Source organism: Pseudomonas sp. TH31 (assembly GCF_016650815.1).
Lineage (GTDB): Bacteria > Pseudomonadota > Gammaproteobacteria > Pseudomonadales > Pseudomonadaceae > Aquipseudomonas.
On record NZ_JAEKEZ010000029.1, the window covers coordinates 593352 to 609265 of the forward strand.

The following is a 15914-nucleotide window of genomic DNA, read 5'->3' on the forward strand; positions in this document are numbered from 1 at the left end:
ATTCAATATCCTATTCCGATGACCCTGGCGGCGATGGAATTTGCAGGCCAATCAGGGCAGCGCACATTAATCCCGACAAGCCGACTCACTGACAAGTTGTTGGTCCAGGTCAGAAAAGTTCCAGACGCTGTACCCTCATGAGTGGCTACCGCAAGAAACAGCGCATTGGGAAATGCCAATGGCCATAAATTGAGATCACCATAATTGCTATTGCCAGCCTGGCTTGCACTGCCGGTAATCCATTGGATGATCAATCCGCCCATCCAGGAAGGCAAAACGATGTAGCCAGAGGCCCCCGGTCTAAACATAAATCCAAGCCTGAGTTTTTTGGGGGTCACGATAGACGTATCACTAACCCCTGCATTGACTTCGGTCTGAGAGGAAATTTTTGCAGTGCCTACAATGGACTCTGTCGCCTGTAGCACCTTCTTCGCAATCGCTTGAAAGACCCTTAGCGGCGTCATCGACTTAGTGGCATTGACACCTGACTCGGCTTCTTCTTGACTCGCCAGGTTTTCATTTTGCTTTTTAGTGATCAGTGTATTGATCGCCGCGTTCAATTGACCGTTATCACTCTCGTCTGCGACAGAGCCAGCGCTGTTGATAACACCAAGAATTTCCTGTGTAACGCCATTTCCCCAACTGGCTGGAATCAAAGATCCCGGCACACCAGTCAGAGGGTTTTCATCCGCAAACGTTCCATTTACCAAACCCGCACTGGGTACACTTTTTGGATAATCCATCGTCCGTATCCTTTCAATTAATACCTGGAAGCTCCGTCAACAGCAGATGCCAGCCATTCTGGAATCTGAGGTCGGGAAACAACTTCTGGAAAGCTTGCGGCAGAAGGCCAGTCGCGCAATGCCTGTCGATACTCAAGCAACTCCAGATACTCTTGGGCCGTGAGCGTCGTCACACGGCCAAGTTCCTGTTCATCACGGTGCCGGTTCAACAACCATTGGCTATTCGAGAAAGTGGACTGTCGCCAAACGCGTTCTGGCTCCACAGAGTCATCGTTGCGGGTGTTTGACATATCGATCACCTGCGCATGCTGCTGCAACGGTGGAAGCACAGATTCCTGATTGACGCTGCTAATCGCCGAACCTAATTCGATATCGATACCGTCAGGCACACGAACCATCGAGGTCACGAAAGACGGAGCAAACAGTTGGGTGATTGCATAGTCACCCGTATCGATCAATTCAACCGCAACGCCGTCTTCTACCCGAGCATAAATAGCCATTATTCGTACTCCCAGATTTCGCAAAACGCGTTACCGCCAGCGCCACTAAGACACGAGGCCGACGCATTGGTTGAACATGCGCCGCTACCACCAGAGCCCCGTAAACCTGTATAGCCATTGCCGTTCACGCCCGTTGCAGGAGCTCCGCCGTCGAATGGGCTCGCGGCACCTGTTCCGGAGAGAACGCCCCAGTTTGAATTGCTCATCCCATAGCCACCGGGGATGCCACGAGCGCTAGCGAGGTTCCCTCCCGTGACAGCTTGACCGCCAGCACCGCCCTGGATAAAGGCGGACGACGTTGCCGTGACCAAAAACGTCAGGATTTGCCCGCCAAAACCTCCCGCGACACTCATATAAGACCCGAAGGAAGCACCGCCTCCCGCCAGGCCGGTCGTGTTGCGAGGGCTGCCACCGGCGCCCAACGAAACAGGCACCCCTGCCTGCATTTCCGCCGTCACGTCATACAGGCTTTCGGCATAGGCGCCTGCTCCTCCGCCACCGCCCAGGCTTTGATAAGTCGCCGCGACAGGTCCGCATCCGCCCCCAGAACCACCCGCACCGATCAACCGCACTCGAATCCGCTTCGTCTTGGGGTTGGGCCGGTAAACGGTGATGCCGACCGTGTCGAATTGCTTGACTGCCAACAACCGACCCACGGCATCGGTGATGCCATACCCGCTCAAGGTGGTCGGTGTGTTTTTCATTTTGGTGAAGTCGACCAGGGCGCCAATGGCCATCGCCAATTGGTCGGTCTTGGCCTCATCGGGTGTCAGCCCGGCAGCCTTGATCACGCTCAGAATCTCTTGCGTCACACTGTTGCCCCAGACGGCAGGAATCAGCGATCCCGGCGTTCCAACAACAGGGTTTTCATCCACAAACCAGCCGTTGACCAGGCCAACACTGGGCATGCTTTTTGGATAATCCACTTTTTCTTCTCCGCATCAGGCGATATCGAACGTCTACGGTTTCGCAGAGGAACCAGGAACGACAGGCCAATTGATTTCATTTGGAAAACCCGTTTGTTGTTCCAGGCGATTGAGCTCAACGCTGTAGAGCTTCCACTCAAGCAATGCCAACTGCTCATCGTGAGAGGCATCGCCGATGTCTTCGGCGTATTGAAGAGGGGCAATGCGTAGAACCGCTCCGCTCAGCAGCCTGTCGCGTTTGGCCAGGGCCTGAGCCTTGATGTCGGCCAGCCGAGCTACATCGTCAAGTGCCCAGGCATTATCACGCCAGACGTAGTAGTCGCCCGGCCACGGCTCGGCGGTAAAGTCTTCGGGCAACTCTCCGAGTTCGCTCCAGATCTGCTGACCGCCGCCAGCCTTGCGATAAACCGGACCCCGGCGATCAATCACTTCGCGCGGAACATTATTCACCAGGGCCCAAGTGCGACCGTGCTCTGGAAGCGGCAACTCATAGGAAAGCTCAACAGCATTAGCGGGCAGTTGAATGCCGATCCCCGGCGTGACGAAAAACTCAACGGGCCCCGACAAGACGCCCGAGTTATCAAACAGATAATTAAACATGGACACCTCAGATAAGTTTGATGCGGGCGGGATAGGCGATGTTGCGCGGGCGGGATTTGTAGAGCGACAGCAAGGTACCGGCCGCATCCATCTGGAAACTGGTTCCCGCCGGGTAGATAGGGCCGCCATTGATCAGCGAGCCTATGGTTTGAGGCTCCTCGCGGGTGTCGGCGGCGACAGAGGCCAGGCTGTCGGTCCATCGCGACCCGACTGCGCCGGCACCATTTGCCCCAAAAGCATAGGAGTGGCTGGTACCGGGCTGGAAGCCGCCGGCCACACGCCCCGTATCCACGCCTCGACCTTCGTCCAGCACCCTCAGAAACTCCCCGCGCCCTTCCGGACCACGGAACGTCAACGCCCCATCGCCGCTGGTCCAACGGCCTTCATTGCCCGCCCGCGCAGCCTCGGTGCCGAACATTCCTGACAGCTGTGCGTGGTCCCAGAGCCAGGGCCACTCGGCACGCTTCATGACGGTGCCGTTAAGCGCCCCGTAACCGCCCGGACTCAGTTGCAGGGTTGTTTCGAAAAAAGGCCGACCCAACGGGGTGTTGTCGAATCGCCCCACTGGCCACCAGCACCCTTCGCCATCGCTGCGAAGGTGCCACCAGTCGCCGCCCCCAACAGCACCAGAAACGGATAACCGATCGCCGACAAGTGCGTATGAAAGCGGATTCGGTCAGTCCCGGCGGCTTGCACAACCAGTCGATTGCCACTGTTTTCTACACGCCGGACAATCACGTCCCGAACGCCCAGTGCCGCATTGGAGGGCGGTAGCGTGATCGTAGTGGCTGCGGCGTACGCATCAGTCAGCACCAGGCCGAGTTCTTCTGCCGCCAGCACTTTGGATGCTGCTACTCGAGTGATCACCGAACGCATCGGGCTGGTCACGCCAATGATCGCCTGGATCGCCTTGAGCAACTGACCATTGTCTGCTTCCGAAGGCCCCATCCCGGCGCCGGCAACCACACTCAGAATTTCTTGCGTAACCGAATTGCCCCACACCGCGGGAATCAATGAACCGGGCGTACCGGCCACCGGGTTTTCGTCGACAAACCGGCCATTGACCAGGCCGACGCTGGGGACGCTTTTTGGATAATCCATTGTTCTGCTCCCTGTAATAAAGTCCCTGCATGGCCATTGGCACAACCGCACTGCAGGTCATGTTTGAATAAAAACAAAAACGCCCACGGGTACGTGGGCGTTGGGTACAGCGGGTAGCTCGAGCGAACTAGCCAGCCATCTCACTCACCACGTTACGGATCGCCGCAATGGCTTCTTCACTGACTTGGTTAGCCAGATCCGTTTTGCCTTTGGCGATATGAACTTTGATTTGCTCTTTAGCCTTCAATCGAAGGGTTCGAAGTGTCAGCAGGCTTTCGTTGAATTGAGCGGCCTTGGCAATAATCTGATCAGTCGCCTGTTTGGCGGTCCGGCCTTTTACGACCCACGCCGCTACCGATAGCGGTACTTCCTTTTTCGGATAGCCCTCTTCCATAAAGGCCTTGGCGTCTGCGGCGGCTTGGGCGTACTCCATCGCACGCAACGGGTCGCCAGCGATGCTCTGACGAGCATTGTCAGCCGCCTTGTCCACCCGAGCACAAAGCTGATCAACGTCCAGATCTTTCAACCTCACCGCATCAGCGGGATCCTGCACCCACTGGTTACCGTCCCAGCAATGCCCTGAAGAGAGCTGAGGGGTCACGACGTTCATTAACTCGCCCTTGAAAACCACGTGCGGCGACTCTTTCTTGACCCATTGTTCAGCGGTAATTTGCAATACGCCCGCATCAATTGCGGGCGCGGCATAGGCGAAAAATTCGGTGTTTTGCCATTCAATGACCACACCAGAGTGACGGCAATAAAGCACTTGTTTTGTCATGTTTCACCATTCAACGATCATGAGGCCAGGCGCGCCCTGAGCTCCGGGCTGCGAACTGCCTACACCCGAAATGTAGTAGCCACCTGCACCGCCACCGCCAGCACCGAAACCAAAGGCCGGTTTACCGGGATACCCTGAACCTGTGCCGGAACGGGCAGAGCTTCCACCGGTGCCGAACGGCCCGCTAGCCCCCAACCCACCATAACCAGCGGCTACGTTGACGACGGTGTCTGTCGCATCCCCGCCGGCAGGAAAACCCTGCCCTCCCGTGGGGCCCGGAACAAACCCGGAGGCGTTGACACCTGGAAGGCCCGGCTGCCACCGGATAAAACAAGCAGAGCACCTGATGGCCCGACGAGCGTATTGCCACCCGCGGTTGCAGCCACTCCAGCGCTCGCGCCATTTCCCGCTGCGCCGATGACAATCGGGACTACTTGTCCAGGTGTCACCGTAACTTGCAGTTTGATGACCGGTTGACCGGCACCGCCGCCACCACCACCTGAAGCAATTGCGCTGGTGCCGCCAGGACAAGCCCCTCCGCCGCCACCGCCAGCACAACCGCTAAGCCAAATCTTCGTCACGCCCACTGGGACAGTGAAACTGCCATTGGCAGTGAAACGCTGGATGCCGAGACCCGCAGACGAGCGACTGATATTGCGAATTGCCCCCAAAAGCTGGGTCAGATCGGACTCACTGGGTGTCAGGCCCGCCGCGGTGATCACCTCAAGGACTTCACTCGTGACCCCGTTACCCCAACTCGCCGGAATCAACGAGCCCGCCGTGCCAGTTATCGGGTTTTCATCCACAAACTTCCCATTCACCAACCCGGCGCTGGGCACACTCTTCGGATAATCCATCCCTCTACTCCCTAGTCATAATTAATGTGCACCTTGGTATGCGCCGGGGCGCTCCGGTGGATCAGGCATTCCAGCGCCGAGCCTGGATTGACGCCGAAGCGTTCGCCCCAGTAACTCGCGCCGAAACGCCGGCCCAGCAGCAACCGGCCGCCGGTGTTGAGCGTCCACATGAACTGCGCTTCCCAGGTGCCCCAGTGCGCCGCGCCGAAACGCGAGCGGCCCATGCGTGGGGCCTCGAGCTCGGTGATGGTGGCGTTCGGGTAGCCCTGGGTTCTGGCGATCTCGAGGTAGTAGCCAACCGCTTGGCTGCCGACCACCAGCAAGCGACGGCGCACGGCCAGGCGACGGTCATCGAACAGCGGCGTGGCGCCCAGGCATGGGTCAGGCAAGTTCATGACCCGCTCCCAATCCGGCACCAATTCACTGACGCCGGCCGGGTCCATTTCGTTGAGCAGGTCGGCGGCGCGGGCGTCGAGTCGGGCCAGTTCCAGAGCAATGCCTTCGAGGACCTCCTCCAGTTCCGGCATCTGTTCCGGGTCCCACGCCGGACCGCTCGGCAGCAGGCTGCGCAATTGCGCGTGGTATTGCGCGGCGGTTCTTATGCCCCCCATACGCAACCTCCGAAAGTCAGCAGATCGCTTTTGTTGGCTGGCACGTCGGCGAGTGGCGAGAGGAGTGTGTGGTCGTATTCACCGCTGGCACTGCTGATGGCTTCGCGGATATGGCTCACCAGCAACGACACGCCGAGGTCGGCTTCACGGTTGTGCAGATCCCGCAGTTGCGCTTCGACGGCCGCGCGTACCGCCGTGGTGTCCGGGCTCACGCTCAGGCGATAGACCACCGGCACCTGAATCGGCCGCTGCACATGCACCTCGGCGGTGACCGGGCGCAGCGGCTCGATATAGGCCTGAACCTGCGCCAGTTGCTCGTCGTTCGGCACCGGTTGCGGATCGTCGTCACGCATGATGAACACACTGACCGTGCCCGGCCCCAACAGGCCGCCACGGCACCAGGCGCGGGTGACGCCGGGGCATTCCAGCGCCCAGGTCTCATAGTCCTGCGCCGAACCGCCGTGAGGGATGACACGATAGGAACGGATCACCCGCGAGCGCAGCGACTCGAGGCTTTCGCGCGCCACGCCGCCGCTGAGTCCCGGCGCCAGCACGATGAAGCTGCTGCCGACGATGCCGGCAATCGGTTGTACCGGCGTCAGCGCCAGCCCGGCATCGGCATTGCCCAGGCTGCCGGCGTCGAGCGCGGCGATGGTGGTGCTGTTGAGGCCGTTGCTGGTGGTGCGCGCGGCAGTGACTTTGTAGGTACGACCGTCGCTCGATTGCAGCAACGTGTCGACGTCCAGCACCGCGCCGGCGCTGGCGGTAAAGCTGACGCTACCGCTGGCCGTTTGCGCGACTTTGCGCGGCTGGTTCAGGCGCAGGGCGGCGATCCGTTCGAGGGTCGACTCGTCGGCCTTGTCCGGGAGGATCTGCTCGGCGATCCAGTCCAGGTAGCCATACAGGCCATAGGCGGCGCCACCGAGGGTTCGGGCCAGCACTTGCGCATCGGACTGGCGCAGCGAATCGCTGGCCAGGTCGCTTTGGGTGCGTTTGATCAGCACCGGCAGCGAAGGGGTTTCAAACGGCATAGATCACCTGCCAACTGTTATCAGGGTTGATGTCCAGGCGCTCGCCGTCGGCCAGGGTCAGGACCGTGCGCAGGTTCAGGCGCTGGGCGTCGAGGCGTTCGCTGATGATGTCGATGGCGCTGCAGTGGCCGTCATCGATCAGCCATTGCACGGCCTCGCGGGCATAAAACTCGGCGTCCATCTGGGTTTGCCGGGTCAGTTTGACCCGGCGCAGCAGCCACAGCCGCGAACCGATGCGGTCATCGGCGACGCTGGGAAAGGTGTCGCCCCACCAGCCGAAACGTTCCTCGTCATCGAGGGCATCGTCATTGGCGGCACGGCGCCAGGTGAACAGGCTGATCAGCACCGATCGGGTCAGTGCGGCGTGGAGGTTCTCGCTGATAAACATTACTGACCTCCCGCCGGCACGCCGGTCTGGCCACTGCCTGCCTGGACGCCGACGTGCACGTGTTTGATCTGACTGATGCCGCCCGCGACCTGGTCGCCCTGGGAAACGATCTTGCCGGTCTGGGTCAGGGTCGGTGTGTCGATATTGACGGCGGTGCTGGCGCGGATGTTCAGCGTGGCGGTCTGGATGTCGATGATCCGCCCGCGCTTGAAGTGAATTTTGTCGCCTTCGTCGGTGTAGATCGCCACTTCGCCGGCGGCCAGGGACTGGAGGCGGTAACGGCGGTCGGCGACCACCAGGACGATGGCGTGGGAGCGGTCGCCACCAAGAAAGGTGGCGATGCCCTCGGCGCCGGCCAGTGGATTGCTGGTGAAACCGTAGGGTTCGAAGTGTTCCATGTCGTCGTTCACTTCACCGGCGGTGAGGCGCATTTGCAGCGATTGCAGCTTGGATGCCGAGTTGGCGAGCACGACAGTGCCGCGCGCCAGGAGGCGTGTCAGTAGGCTCATTGGGTTTCCTTTAAATCAGGACCGACGCAGACCACTGTGGGAGCGGTGGGTCAGTCGACATCAATGGTGGATGTCAGTCCGTTATCGCGAGCAGGCTCGCTCCCACAGTTGAACGGTGTTGTCCACAGCATTGGCATATGCAGGAGATCCCGTGTGGGAGCGGGCTTGCTCGCGAAAGCGGTGGGTCGGGTGACTTCAGTGTTGAATGCTCAACCGCTTTCGCGAGCAAGCCCGCTCCCACAGTGGGTCGGTGTTGTTTGCAGCATTTGCCTACACAGGAGATCCCGTGTGGGAGTGAGCCTGCTCGCGATAGCGGTGGGCCAGTCGACATCGAGAGGGATGTCAGTCCGTCATCGCGAGCAGGCTCGCTCCCACAGTTAGACCGTGTTGTTCGCATACACAAGGTTCAGCATCAGGCCGTGGTTTTCTTCGGAGGTTCGGGGCTGGCGTCAAAGGTGTGCGGCGGGGCAACGTGCAGGGTGGTGACCGAGCCTTGTGCCGATAGCGAATACGTCACTTTGGAGATCAGCATGTCGTCATCAAAACCAAGTACCGGATCCTTGACCCGCACCAGGGTGTTGTGACGCCACAAATCACCGTTCGATTGCCGCCAGCCCTGCACCTGATAGGTGGTGCTCAGCGCCCGGCCCATGCGGGTGGCGCTTTCCCAGTTGGCCCGTTGCTGCGCCAGTTCGAACGTCAGCTGCGTGCCTTCATTGATCACCGTGGTGCGCCGACGCTTGAAGCTCAAGTCCGCCGCGACTGATTCAACCTCGCTGACCGCCGCCCCGCTCTTGGTGTCGGTCCCCTTGTGCTGACCGATCACCCGATATTCGGAGAACACCTGGCTGTAATCCATCGGCGCGTTGGCCGACAGAATATTCTTGCACAGTTCCAGCGCATCGCTGGCCCGGCCTCCGCTGCCTGGCCGGGCCAGCACCAGCCGCCCCTGGGCGTCATCGGTGGAGAACACCCGGAACAATGACAGTAAGCGATCGATGGATTGGAACACCGTTTCCCCCGGCACAATCGTGTGACTGCTGAGCCGGGTGGTCTCGGGAATCTCGCTGACCACATACAGGCTGTAGTTCATCGCCAGCGCTTCGACGATGCTCAACAACGACTGTCCGTGCCACTGATTCGGGCGATTGGTCGCGGCGCAATCCACCAGATCCTGGGTGTTCGAGCTGCCTTCGATGCTCAGGCTGATCTGCCGTCCGTCATAGCTGATCGGGGCCTTGAACACGTAGCCGGTGAGGACCAGATCCTTGCCGATCCGCACTTCGCAGGCGTCCCCGGGCTTGATCCGCTGATCCACGGTCTGCCCCGGCCATTGCCAGGTGATGTTGAGTTTGAACGTGCGGAACTGGCGCTCCAGATCCGCGCTGATTTCCACGCTTTTCCAGCCGCCGTATTCCAGCCCACCGACGGTGAGCGTGACGCGGTTGTCCATCTCGTTCATGGCTCACTCCCCGGAGACTTTCACGGCGTTCGGCAAGAACCCCGGATGGGCAATGCCGTTGCTCTGGGTCACTTCGTCGACCCGTGTAGCATCGGCAAATTGCTTGTAGGCCACGACCAACGCCGGAAGGCTGTCCTGGAAAGACTTGTTGACCTGTCGCACACCGGACGACGCCACCGCTTTGAGGTGCGCGATCAGCGCCTGCTTCACATCGTCGATGGCTTGGTAATGCGCGGGGCCCGCCTTGTCCAGCATCGGGTTGATCGCTGCGGCCAATGCCTTTTGCAACACTTGCAGATCGTTAATGACCGGTACTTCGTCACGGTTGACCGGTTGCGTCGCCTGTTGCTCCAGAGACGGTGTCGACGGTGTCTTCACCGGCTTGGTGGCCACCGGCATCGACGCGACAAATTGCGCCACTTTGACCAACAGCGTGTCCTGCACCAGATCGGCCACGGCTTGCGCCGCGGCGGTGGTGTCCTTACCGGTGGTGAGCTTCGGCGCATCGGCCTTGCGGATGTCTTCGAGTTGTTGGGAGACGTCGGCAATCACGCCACGATAACCCTCCTTCGCGAACGCCTTGAGCGACTTGATATCGCCGAGCAAGCCTTTGAATTGCGCCGCCACCTCCTTGGGCAACTCCTTGACCGCTTTGACCAGTTCGGTGACCTGCCGGTATTGCTCGATCAGCGGTTTGAGCTGTTCCTTGATCACCTCATACACTCCGGTGAGGCTGTTGCGTAGATTGGCGATGCCGATCCGCGCCGCCTTGATCAGGGTCATCGCCTGTTCAAAGCGCGCCACCGCCGCCCCCAGCAACGTATCGGCTTTGGCCAGCAACACCTTTTGCGTACTGACGGTCGCGGTCGGAAACGGCAGCGGCTGATCGGGGTAGAACTTCAGGGCGAAGGTCACCAGCCCGCCGTCCTGGCGGGTGTGGGTCATGTCGCATTCGCCAACCTTGACCTGTAACCGGCCCAACCACGGATGCACCAGCTCACCACTGCCCTGCTCCAGCGCCTTGAGCAGCTTGTCGCGCTGTTCCAGGCAATCGGGGCCGACAATGAACGCCGTCAGATCATGGGTCTTGGCCTGCTGGCCCAGGTCCTCGAAAAACGGCAGGTCGCGTTGCGGATATTCGTGCAACTGACCTTTACGACCCACCGGGGTTTTCGCCTGGTCGATCCAGAAACCGACACCGCGAAAGGATGCCGGCAGCAAACGGTCACGCCAGTTCATTGGAGCCTCCTGCAGAGAGCGAGCGATAGCCGATGCGCGAAGAAAGCGCCAGCCCTGGTTGGTTTGCGGTTGATCGGTACGCAGCCCGGCCGGCGCGTTTTCGAAGCGAACCGTCAGGCCACCCTCGAGTTGCGTGCGGTTGTTGGCGGCACTTTGCTGGATCAGCGCGCTGGAGTTTTGGGTCAACGAACCACCCTGCAATGCTCCGTTCGCCGCTGGCGTCGGGCTCGCACTAAAGAATGTCGGCGCCAGTTCACCTTTGCCTTCGGCATTGGTCTGACGCTGTGCTTCGGTCAGGCCTTCGACTTTGCCGGTGACCTTCGCCACCAGCCCGGCGAAGCCGCCGTCGAAAAGCGCCTTGATCGGTGCGATCACGGTTTGCAGCTTCTGCCACAGCTCGCCGAACCACTCGGTGATCGGTCCCCAGTTCTTGATGATCTGCCCAAGCGGTGTCCACTCGAACATCCCGTGCAGAAAGTCCAGCACCGGTGCGGCCAGCGCTTGCAACACGCCCCACAGCGCCGAAAACACTTCACTGATCGGCTGCCAGTTGGCCGCAATTTGCGTCATCGGGGACCACTCGAACACGCCGCTGAAGAAATCCTTGACCACTTGCGCCGAGGCTTGCAGAGCGGCCCACAGCGGATCGAAGAACGCACTGATGGCGCCCCAATTGTTGATGATCATCCCCAGCGGCGAGTAGTCGAACAGCGTGCCGAAGAAATCCTTGATGACCTGGGCCGCTGGCTGAAGGGCCGTCCAGATCGAACTGAAGAAACCGGTGATAGCGCCCCAGTTGTTGATGATCATCCCCAGCGGCGAGTAGTCGAACAGCGTGCCGAAGAAATCCTTGATGACTTGGGCCGCCGGCTGAAGGGCCGTCCAGATCGAACTGAAGAAACCGGTGATAGCGCCCCAGTTGTTGATGATCATGCCCAACGGCGTCCAGTCGAATAGGCCTTTGAGGAAATCAATCACCGGCACCGTCAGGACCTTGAGCAATTCCCAGATCGCCGAGAACAGGCCGGTCAACCCGGCCCAGTTGTCGATGATCATCCCGTAAGGTGTCCAGGAAAAAGCCGTTTTCAGGTAACCCACCACCGTCAAGGTCACGGCTTTGATACCCTCCCATATACCGGAAAAGAACCCGGTAATCGGCCCCCAATTCGCGATCACCATGCCCAGCGGCGTCCAGCTGAACACCTTGCGTAGTACCGCCATCGCGCTCGCGGCGAAATTTTTTATGCCGCCCCAAAGGTTGACAAAGAACGCAGAAATCGGCGTCCAGTTGGCAATGATCAAACCGGCGGCCAGGGCAACACCCATGGCAATCAGCATGATCGGATTGACCTTGAGCACCGAGCTCATCAGATCAAAAACCTGGGTCGCCCCGGTGACCGCCGTTTGCATTGCCGAGAACGCGATGGCGGCAGTCGCCAGCGTCTCGACCAGTTTCGGGTTGTCGGCAACCAGGCGCCCTACCCCCGTCAACAATGGCTCCAGCCCCACCACCAACGCGCCGACAGCGGGGGCCAATGCCGCGTCAATGGAGGCGGAAACCTTGCTCATCGAATCGCTGAAGACATTCATCGATTGCGCAGCGCTTTGGGGAGCATTCGGCATATCGACGCCTTTTGCAGCCTCACCGACCTCGGCCAGCTTGCCCTTGAACGCGTCGGACGCCTTGATCCCCTCCACGAACGGCGTGATCACACTGCCGCCCTTGAACAGACCGCTGATATCCAGTTTGCCGAGGCCGGCCCGTTCAAGGTTGTTTTTGAAGCTGTCGACCTTCGAGACGAGGGCTTTGAGCTTGGGTGACAGTTCATCGATGCCGGTCAACAGCACCGATTTTGTTATCGTGTTTTCGTCTGCCATCACTGCACCTGCTGCATCGCATTGATCCGTTGCGCGTGCTCCAGGGATTCGCGGAGCACATCCAGTGGCCTGGCCATCATCTGTTCGGGGTCAACCTTCCAGAACCAGGCCAGGTCATAGGCGACTGCGATCAGGTCGGTGATGGCTCCGACGCCGCACTCATGAAAAAACTCGCGACGGCCCAGCTCAATGCGTTGAGGTCAGCCAGGTCCAACTGGTTGACCGACGACGGCGGGATACCAGCGCAGACCGCGATGTATTTGGCCGCGACGTCCATGTCGAGGCTGACCTCTTCGCTCTTGTCGATCTTGTACGGCAGCGCCTTGATTGCCCGCACTTCCTGCACCGTCGGACGGCGCAGGTTGAGTTCGGTCAAAGGCTCGCCGTGAGCTTCGATCGCAACCTGAAGCTTCACGGCGCCGCTCATTGCCAGGTCCCCTTGATGCCTTCGAATTTCAGTTCGATGGTGGCGTCATCGCCTTTGGAAACCGGCTCTTCGATCAGGTAGGCACCGGCCAGTACGTAGACTTTGCCGTTGCTGAATTCGCAGGTCACGGTCATGTCGGTGCCGGCGATCAGTTGCTTGAGCGGGAAGTCCGCGGTGTGCAGCGCCGTCACTTTGAACGACGGTGCGACGTCGGTTTCCTTGTAGAAACCCGGTACGACGGTTTCGCGTTTGGTGGACATCAGTGGCGCTTCGCAGCCGCCGTTGATGGTCAGTTGAGCGCCGTCCACTTTGACGTAGCAGGTGCCCGCAATCAGTTGACCCATGGTGTTTCTCCCTTCAAATAAAAAGCCCACGCGGGGTGGGCTGAAATCACATACTCAAACGCAGTTTTTAAGCGGCGGCGTCGTACTGCAGGCGGAATTGGTTGAGCAGTGCGAACACCCGCAGGCCGTTGATGTAATCCGGCGGGAACAGCACGTTGACCCGGCTCGGGTCCTGCACGTCGCGCTCGACAATCAGGTGCTCGGCGAACAGCTCGGCGTTTTCCACGTGGCCTTCCAGTTCGAGTTTGGCGTACTGGGCAATCAGTTCACCGCGAATGGTGCTCGGGGTGACGATTGGCTGGCCGGCGCCGAAACGGGTGCCGTCGGAGGCCAGTTTGTGGCGACCGTATTTGCTGGTGATCACGCTTTGCAGACGACGCACGATAAACGCCGACTGGTGCATGGTTTCACTGTCCAGGTAGGAGTTGTCAGCCTGGCCGTAAGCGTTTTTCTGATAGGTGGTGATCGAACGCTGGATGCGCACGTAGCCACCTTCGTAGTACGCGGTGGCGATGCCGTAGTTGAGCAGCGACTGACGCTCGGTCAGGGTGAAACGTTCGCTGGCCGGTGCCGGGTCAAGACCTGGCAGGCTGCCGCTTTGCGTCGGACGGCTGGCGTCGGCGGAGATGAACACCGAGGTGCGCGCAGCCAGTGCCGCGGCCTGGACCCAGAACGGTTGTGGAACGCCCGGCTCCAGCGCCTGAATGGTCATGTGCTGGTCGTTGCGCACCTGGCCTGCGGCAACCAATGTGCCGAGGGTGCCGCGCTTGGCGCTGTAGACGTGACCGAACAGTTGCTTGGCCCAGGACCAACGACCGGTGCTGTCATCCATGACGGCTTGCCAGGTGTTGAGGGTGCTCAGATCCGAGAACGGCATGCAGATGAACTCGAACGGCTCATCGCCCAGCGCCGCCACGGCAGCGACCTGGTCCGGCACACCGACGCCGCCGGTCATGGCGGTAACAGCAGCGGTCAGGCCGGCTGGGGTTTCTTCGCCGTTGCTCTTGCCCAGGCGATTGAATTGCAGGCTGATGTCGTTGCCGCTGTCGCCGGTCCATTTGGCGCTCAGGGTCACGACACCGTCGGCCGCAACCGCAGACAGCGGCAGGTCCGCCGAGGCATTGATTTTCAGCGCCAGCGCGGTGGCTGCTTGAGCCGCGGTGAAACCGCTGACGATGGACGCCTGAACGCGAACGCCGCCGACGTACAGGTTGAGCACTCCGCTTTGGGTCGCTGCGCCGGTCAGGGTCACCACACCCTTGGCAATGCTGCCGGTGGTGTTGTGCAGCGGCAGGCACCAGATCTCGCCGATCGGGTCGGTCTTGCGCCAGGTTTCGTACATCGAGGCCAGCATCGAGCCTTGGCCGCCAATGCTCTTGGCCAGTGCAACGCTGGACACCAGCACCAGCTTGCCGACGTCGGCCGGGGCGATGTTGTCGTTGACCTGGGCGACGATCAACCGGCGCATGGCCGACGACGCGCTATTGGCTGCCGAATTGTCCATCTCGGCGTAGAACAGCGGAACACGAATGTCCGCGGGGATGTTGCTGAATCCGATCGCCATTATTTGGCTCCCTGTGGTTTTGCCGCTTTCACGGCTTTGGTAGTGATATCGCCATCGGCCAAACGTCGACGCCACCAGGCGTTGTCCGGCACTTCACGGCCCTCGAGGGGCAACAGATCGCCCGCTTCCGGGTCCGGCACGACACGGCCAGGGGCCGGCAGCACGGTGATGCGTTTGCTCATGGGGTTACATCTCCAGAGAAAGTCAGTTCCAGGCGCCCGTCGGGCCCTGGGCGTTTCAGATTGGGGTCGGCCGGATCGATCGCATCGACCCGCACGGTGACCCCGGTAAAGGACGACAAACCGTCCAGTTCACGCTCGTGCCAGCTCTCCGCGGGTTGCCCCGGCAGATTGCGGCCAAGCTGGAATTCAGTGAAAAAGCGCAAGCGGTACAACGCACGGCTGCTGATGGAAACCAGCTCGCCGCCTTCGTATTCGATGGCCTCGTAGTCAGTTCCGGGCTTGAAACCCACCAGTGCGCGCCACAGTTCGGCGCGCAGGTCGTGCAACAGATCCAGCGCTTTTGTAGCGTCGGTGGTGTCGAGCACCAGGGTCACTTCGAAGCGGTCGCGGATCGGTTGCAGGGACAGGTTTTGCGCCAGGCTTTTGCTGGCCACGTCGGCGATGGGGACGACGTAGGCGCAAGGCGTGGTGAGCGGGTTGTTGGCTTGCAGAGTGGCGAGGTCGATGCCGGCGGCGATTCGATTGGCCAGGGTTGGGCATTGCTCACGCAACTGCGTGAGGATCGGAGTGATCTTCATGGAGGTGCTCCATAATTTTATGAAAGGCGCTGCTCGTGTAGGAGCTGAGCTTGCTCGCGATGGCGGTGAGTCAGGCGACATTGCTGCTGGATATGCCGGCCTCTTCGCGAGCAGGCTCGCTCCCACAGGGGATCTCGGTTCAATGCAGGTTCTGAGCCTGACGCGGAGCAAACTGTGGGCTTGCGCGCGAAAGCGG

The 15914-nt window shown here is 60.4% G+C and carries 17 protein-coding genes and 2 pseudogenes; all 19 read right to left on the reverse strand.

Annotation, left to right across the window (positions count from 1 at the left end; all coding sequences use genetic code 11):
* Window positions 1–2 precede the first annotated feature (2 nt).
* Complete coding sequence (locus JFV26_RS22195) at window positions 3–743, reverse strand: gp53-like domain-containing protein (protein ID WP_201195446.1); 741 nt, start codon at window positions 741–743, stop codon at window positions 3–5.
* A 17-nt stretch (window positions 744–760) separates the two neighbouring features.
* A complete protein-coding gene (locus tag JFV26_RS22200; RefSeq protein ID WP_201195447.1) occupies window positions 761–1243 on the reverse strand; it encodes a phage tail assembly chaperone in 483 nt (160 codons plus the stop codon).
* Window positions 1243–2169 (reverse strand): glycine-rich domain-containing protein, encoded by a 927-nt coding sequence (locus JFV26_RS22205; protein WP_201195448.1) that lies wholly within the window; start codon window positions 2167–2169, stop codon window positions 1243–1245. Before JFV26_RS22205 ends, JFV26_RS22200 begins: the two co-directional genes overlap by 1 nt.
* Before the next feature lie 33 nt (window positions 2170–2202).
* The gene (locus tag JFV26_RS22210) at window positions 2203–2769 is read right to left on the reverse strand and encodes a tail fiber assembly protein (protein WP_201195449.1); all 567 of its coding nucleotides are present in this window, start codon (window positions 2767–2769) and stop codon (window positions 2203–2205) included.
* Window positions 2770–2776: 7 nt separating this feature from the next.
* Window positions 2777–3870 (reverse strand): annotated as a pseudogene (locus JFV26_RS22215) (phage tail protein).
* 127 nt (window positions 3871–3997) lie between these two features.
* Window positions 3998–4648 carry a hypothetical protein gene (locus tag JFV26_RS22220; RefSeq protein WP_201195450.1) on the reverse strand — a complete coding sequence of 217 codons (651 nt, stop codon included), beginning with the start codon at window positions 4646–4648 and terminating at the stop codon, window positions 3998–4000.
* Window positions 4649–4860: 212 nt separating this feature from the next.
* Window positions 4861–5505, reverse strand: a complete 645-nt coding sequence (locus tag JFV26_RS22225) for a glycine-rich domain-containing protein (RefSeq protein ID WP_242487877.1) — start codon at window positions 5503–5505, stop codon at window positions 4861–4863.
* Window positions 5506–5516: 11 nt separating this feature from the next.
* Window positions 5517–6116 (reverse strand): YmfQ family protein, encoded by a 600-nt coding sequence (locus tag JFV26_RS22230; RefSeq protein WP_201195451.1) that lies wholly within the window; start codon window positions 6114–6116, stop codon window positions 5517–5519.
* Window positions 6104–7147: a baseplate J/gp47 family protein gene (locus JFV26_RS22235; RefSeq protein ID WP_201195452.1), complete on the reverse strand. Its 1044-nt coding sequence runs from the start codon at window positions 7145–7147 to the stop codon at window positions 6104–6106. Before JFV26_RS22235 ends, JFV26_RS22230 begins: the two co-directional genes overlap by 13 nt.
* Window positions 7137–7535, reverse strand: coding sequence for a phage GP46 family protein (locus tag JFV26_RS22240; RefSeq protein ID WP_201195453.1), 399 nt, complete (start codon window positions 7533–7535; stop codon window positions 7137–7139). The genes JFV26_RS22235 and JFV26_RS22240 overlap by 11 nt, the downstream gene beginning before the upstream one ends.
* On the reverse strand, window positions 7535–8044 hold the full coding sequence (locus tag JFV26_RS22245) for a phage baseplate assembly protein V (protein WP_201195455.1): 510 nt from the start codon (window positions 8042–8044) through the stop codon (window positions 7535–7537). Before JFV26_RS22245 ends, JFV26_RS22240 begins: the two co-directional genes overlap by 1 nt.
* 412 nt (window positions 8045–8456) lie before the next feature.
* Window positions 8457–9506, reverse strand: a complete 1050-nt coding sequence (locus JFV26_RS22250) for a phage baseplate assembly protein (RefSeq protein ID WP_201195457.1) — start codon at window positions 9504–9506, stop codon at window positions 8457–8459.
* A gap of 3 nt (window positions 9507–9509) precedes the next feature.
* Complete coding sequence (locus JFV26_RS22255; RefSeq protein ID WP_201195459.1) at window positions 9510–10745, reverse strand: DNA circularization protein; 1236 nt, start codon at window positions 10743–10745, stop codon at window positions 9510–9512.
* Window positions 10732–12623, reverse strand: a pseudogene (locus JFV26_RS22260) (phage tail protein). The gene JFV26_RS22255 and the pseudogene JFV26_RS22260 overlap by 14 nt, the downstream one beginning before the upstream one ends.
* A gap of 130 nt (window positions 12624–12753) precedes the next feature.
* Entirely contained in the window at window positions 12754–13050 is a 297-nt protein-coding gene (locus JFV26_RS22265; RefSeq protein ID WP_054047093.1) for a phage tail assembly protein, read from the reverse strand.
* On the reverse strand, window positions 13047–13394 hold the full coding sequence (locus tag JFV26_RS22270) for a phage tail tube protein (RefSeq protein WP_201195460.1): 348 nt from the start codon (window positions 13392–13394) through the stop codon (window positions 13047–13049). The genes JFV26_RS22265 and JFV26_RS22270 overlap by 4 nt, the downstream gene beginning before the upstream one ends.
* Window positions 13395–13461: 67 nt before the next feature.
* Window positions 13462–14958: a phage tail sheath subtilisin-like domain-containing protein gene (locus tag JFV26_RS22275; RefSeq protein ID WP_201195462.1), complete on the reverse strand. Its 1497-nt coding sequence runs from the start codon at window positions 14956–14958 to the stop codon at window positions 13462–13464.
* Window positions 14958–15140: a DUF2635 domain-containing protein gene (locus tag JFV26_RS22280; protein WP_007907211.1), complete on the reverse strand. Its 183-nt coding sequence runs from the start codon at window positions 15138–15140 to the stop codon at window positions 14958–14960. Before JFV26_RS22280 ends, JFV26_RS22275 begins: the two co-directional genes overlap by 1 nt.
* Complete coding sequence (locus tag JFV26_RS22285) at window positions 15137–15718, reverse strand: phage tail terminator protein (protein ID WP_201195464.1); 582 nt, start codon at window positions 15716–15718, stop codon at window positions 15137–15139. Before JFV26_RS22285 ends, JFV26_RS22280 begins: the two co-directional genes overlap by 4 nt.
* Between the last annotated feature and the right edge of the window lie 196 nt (window positions 15719–15914).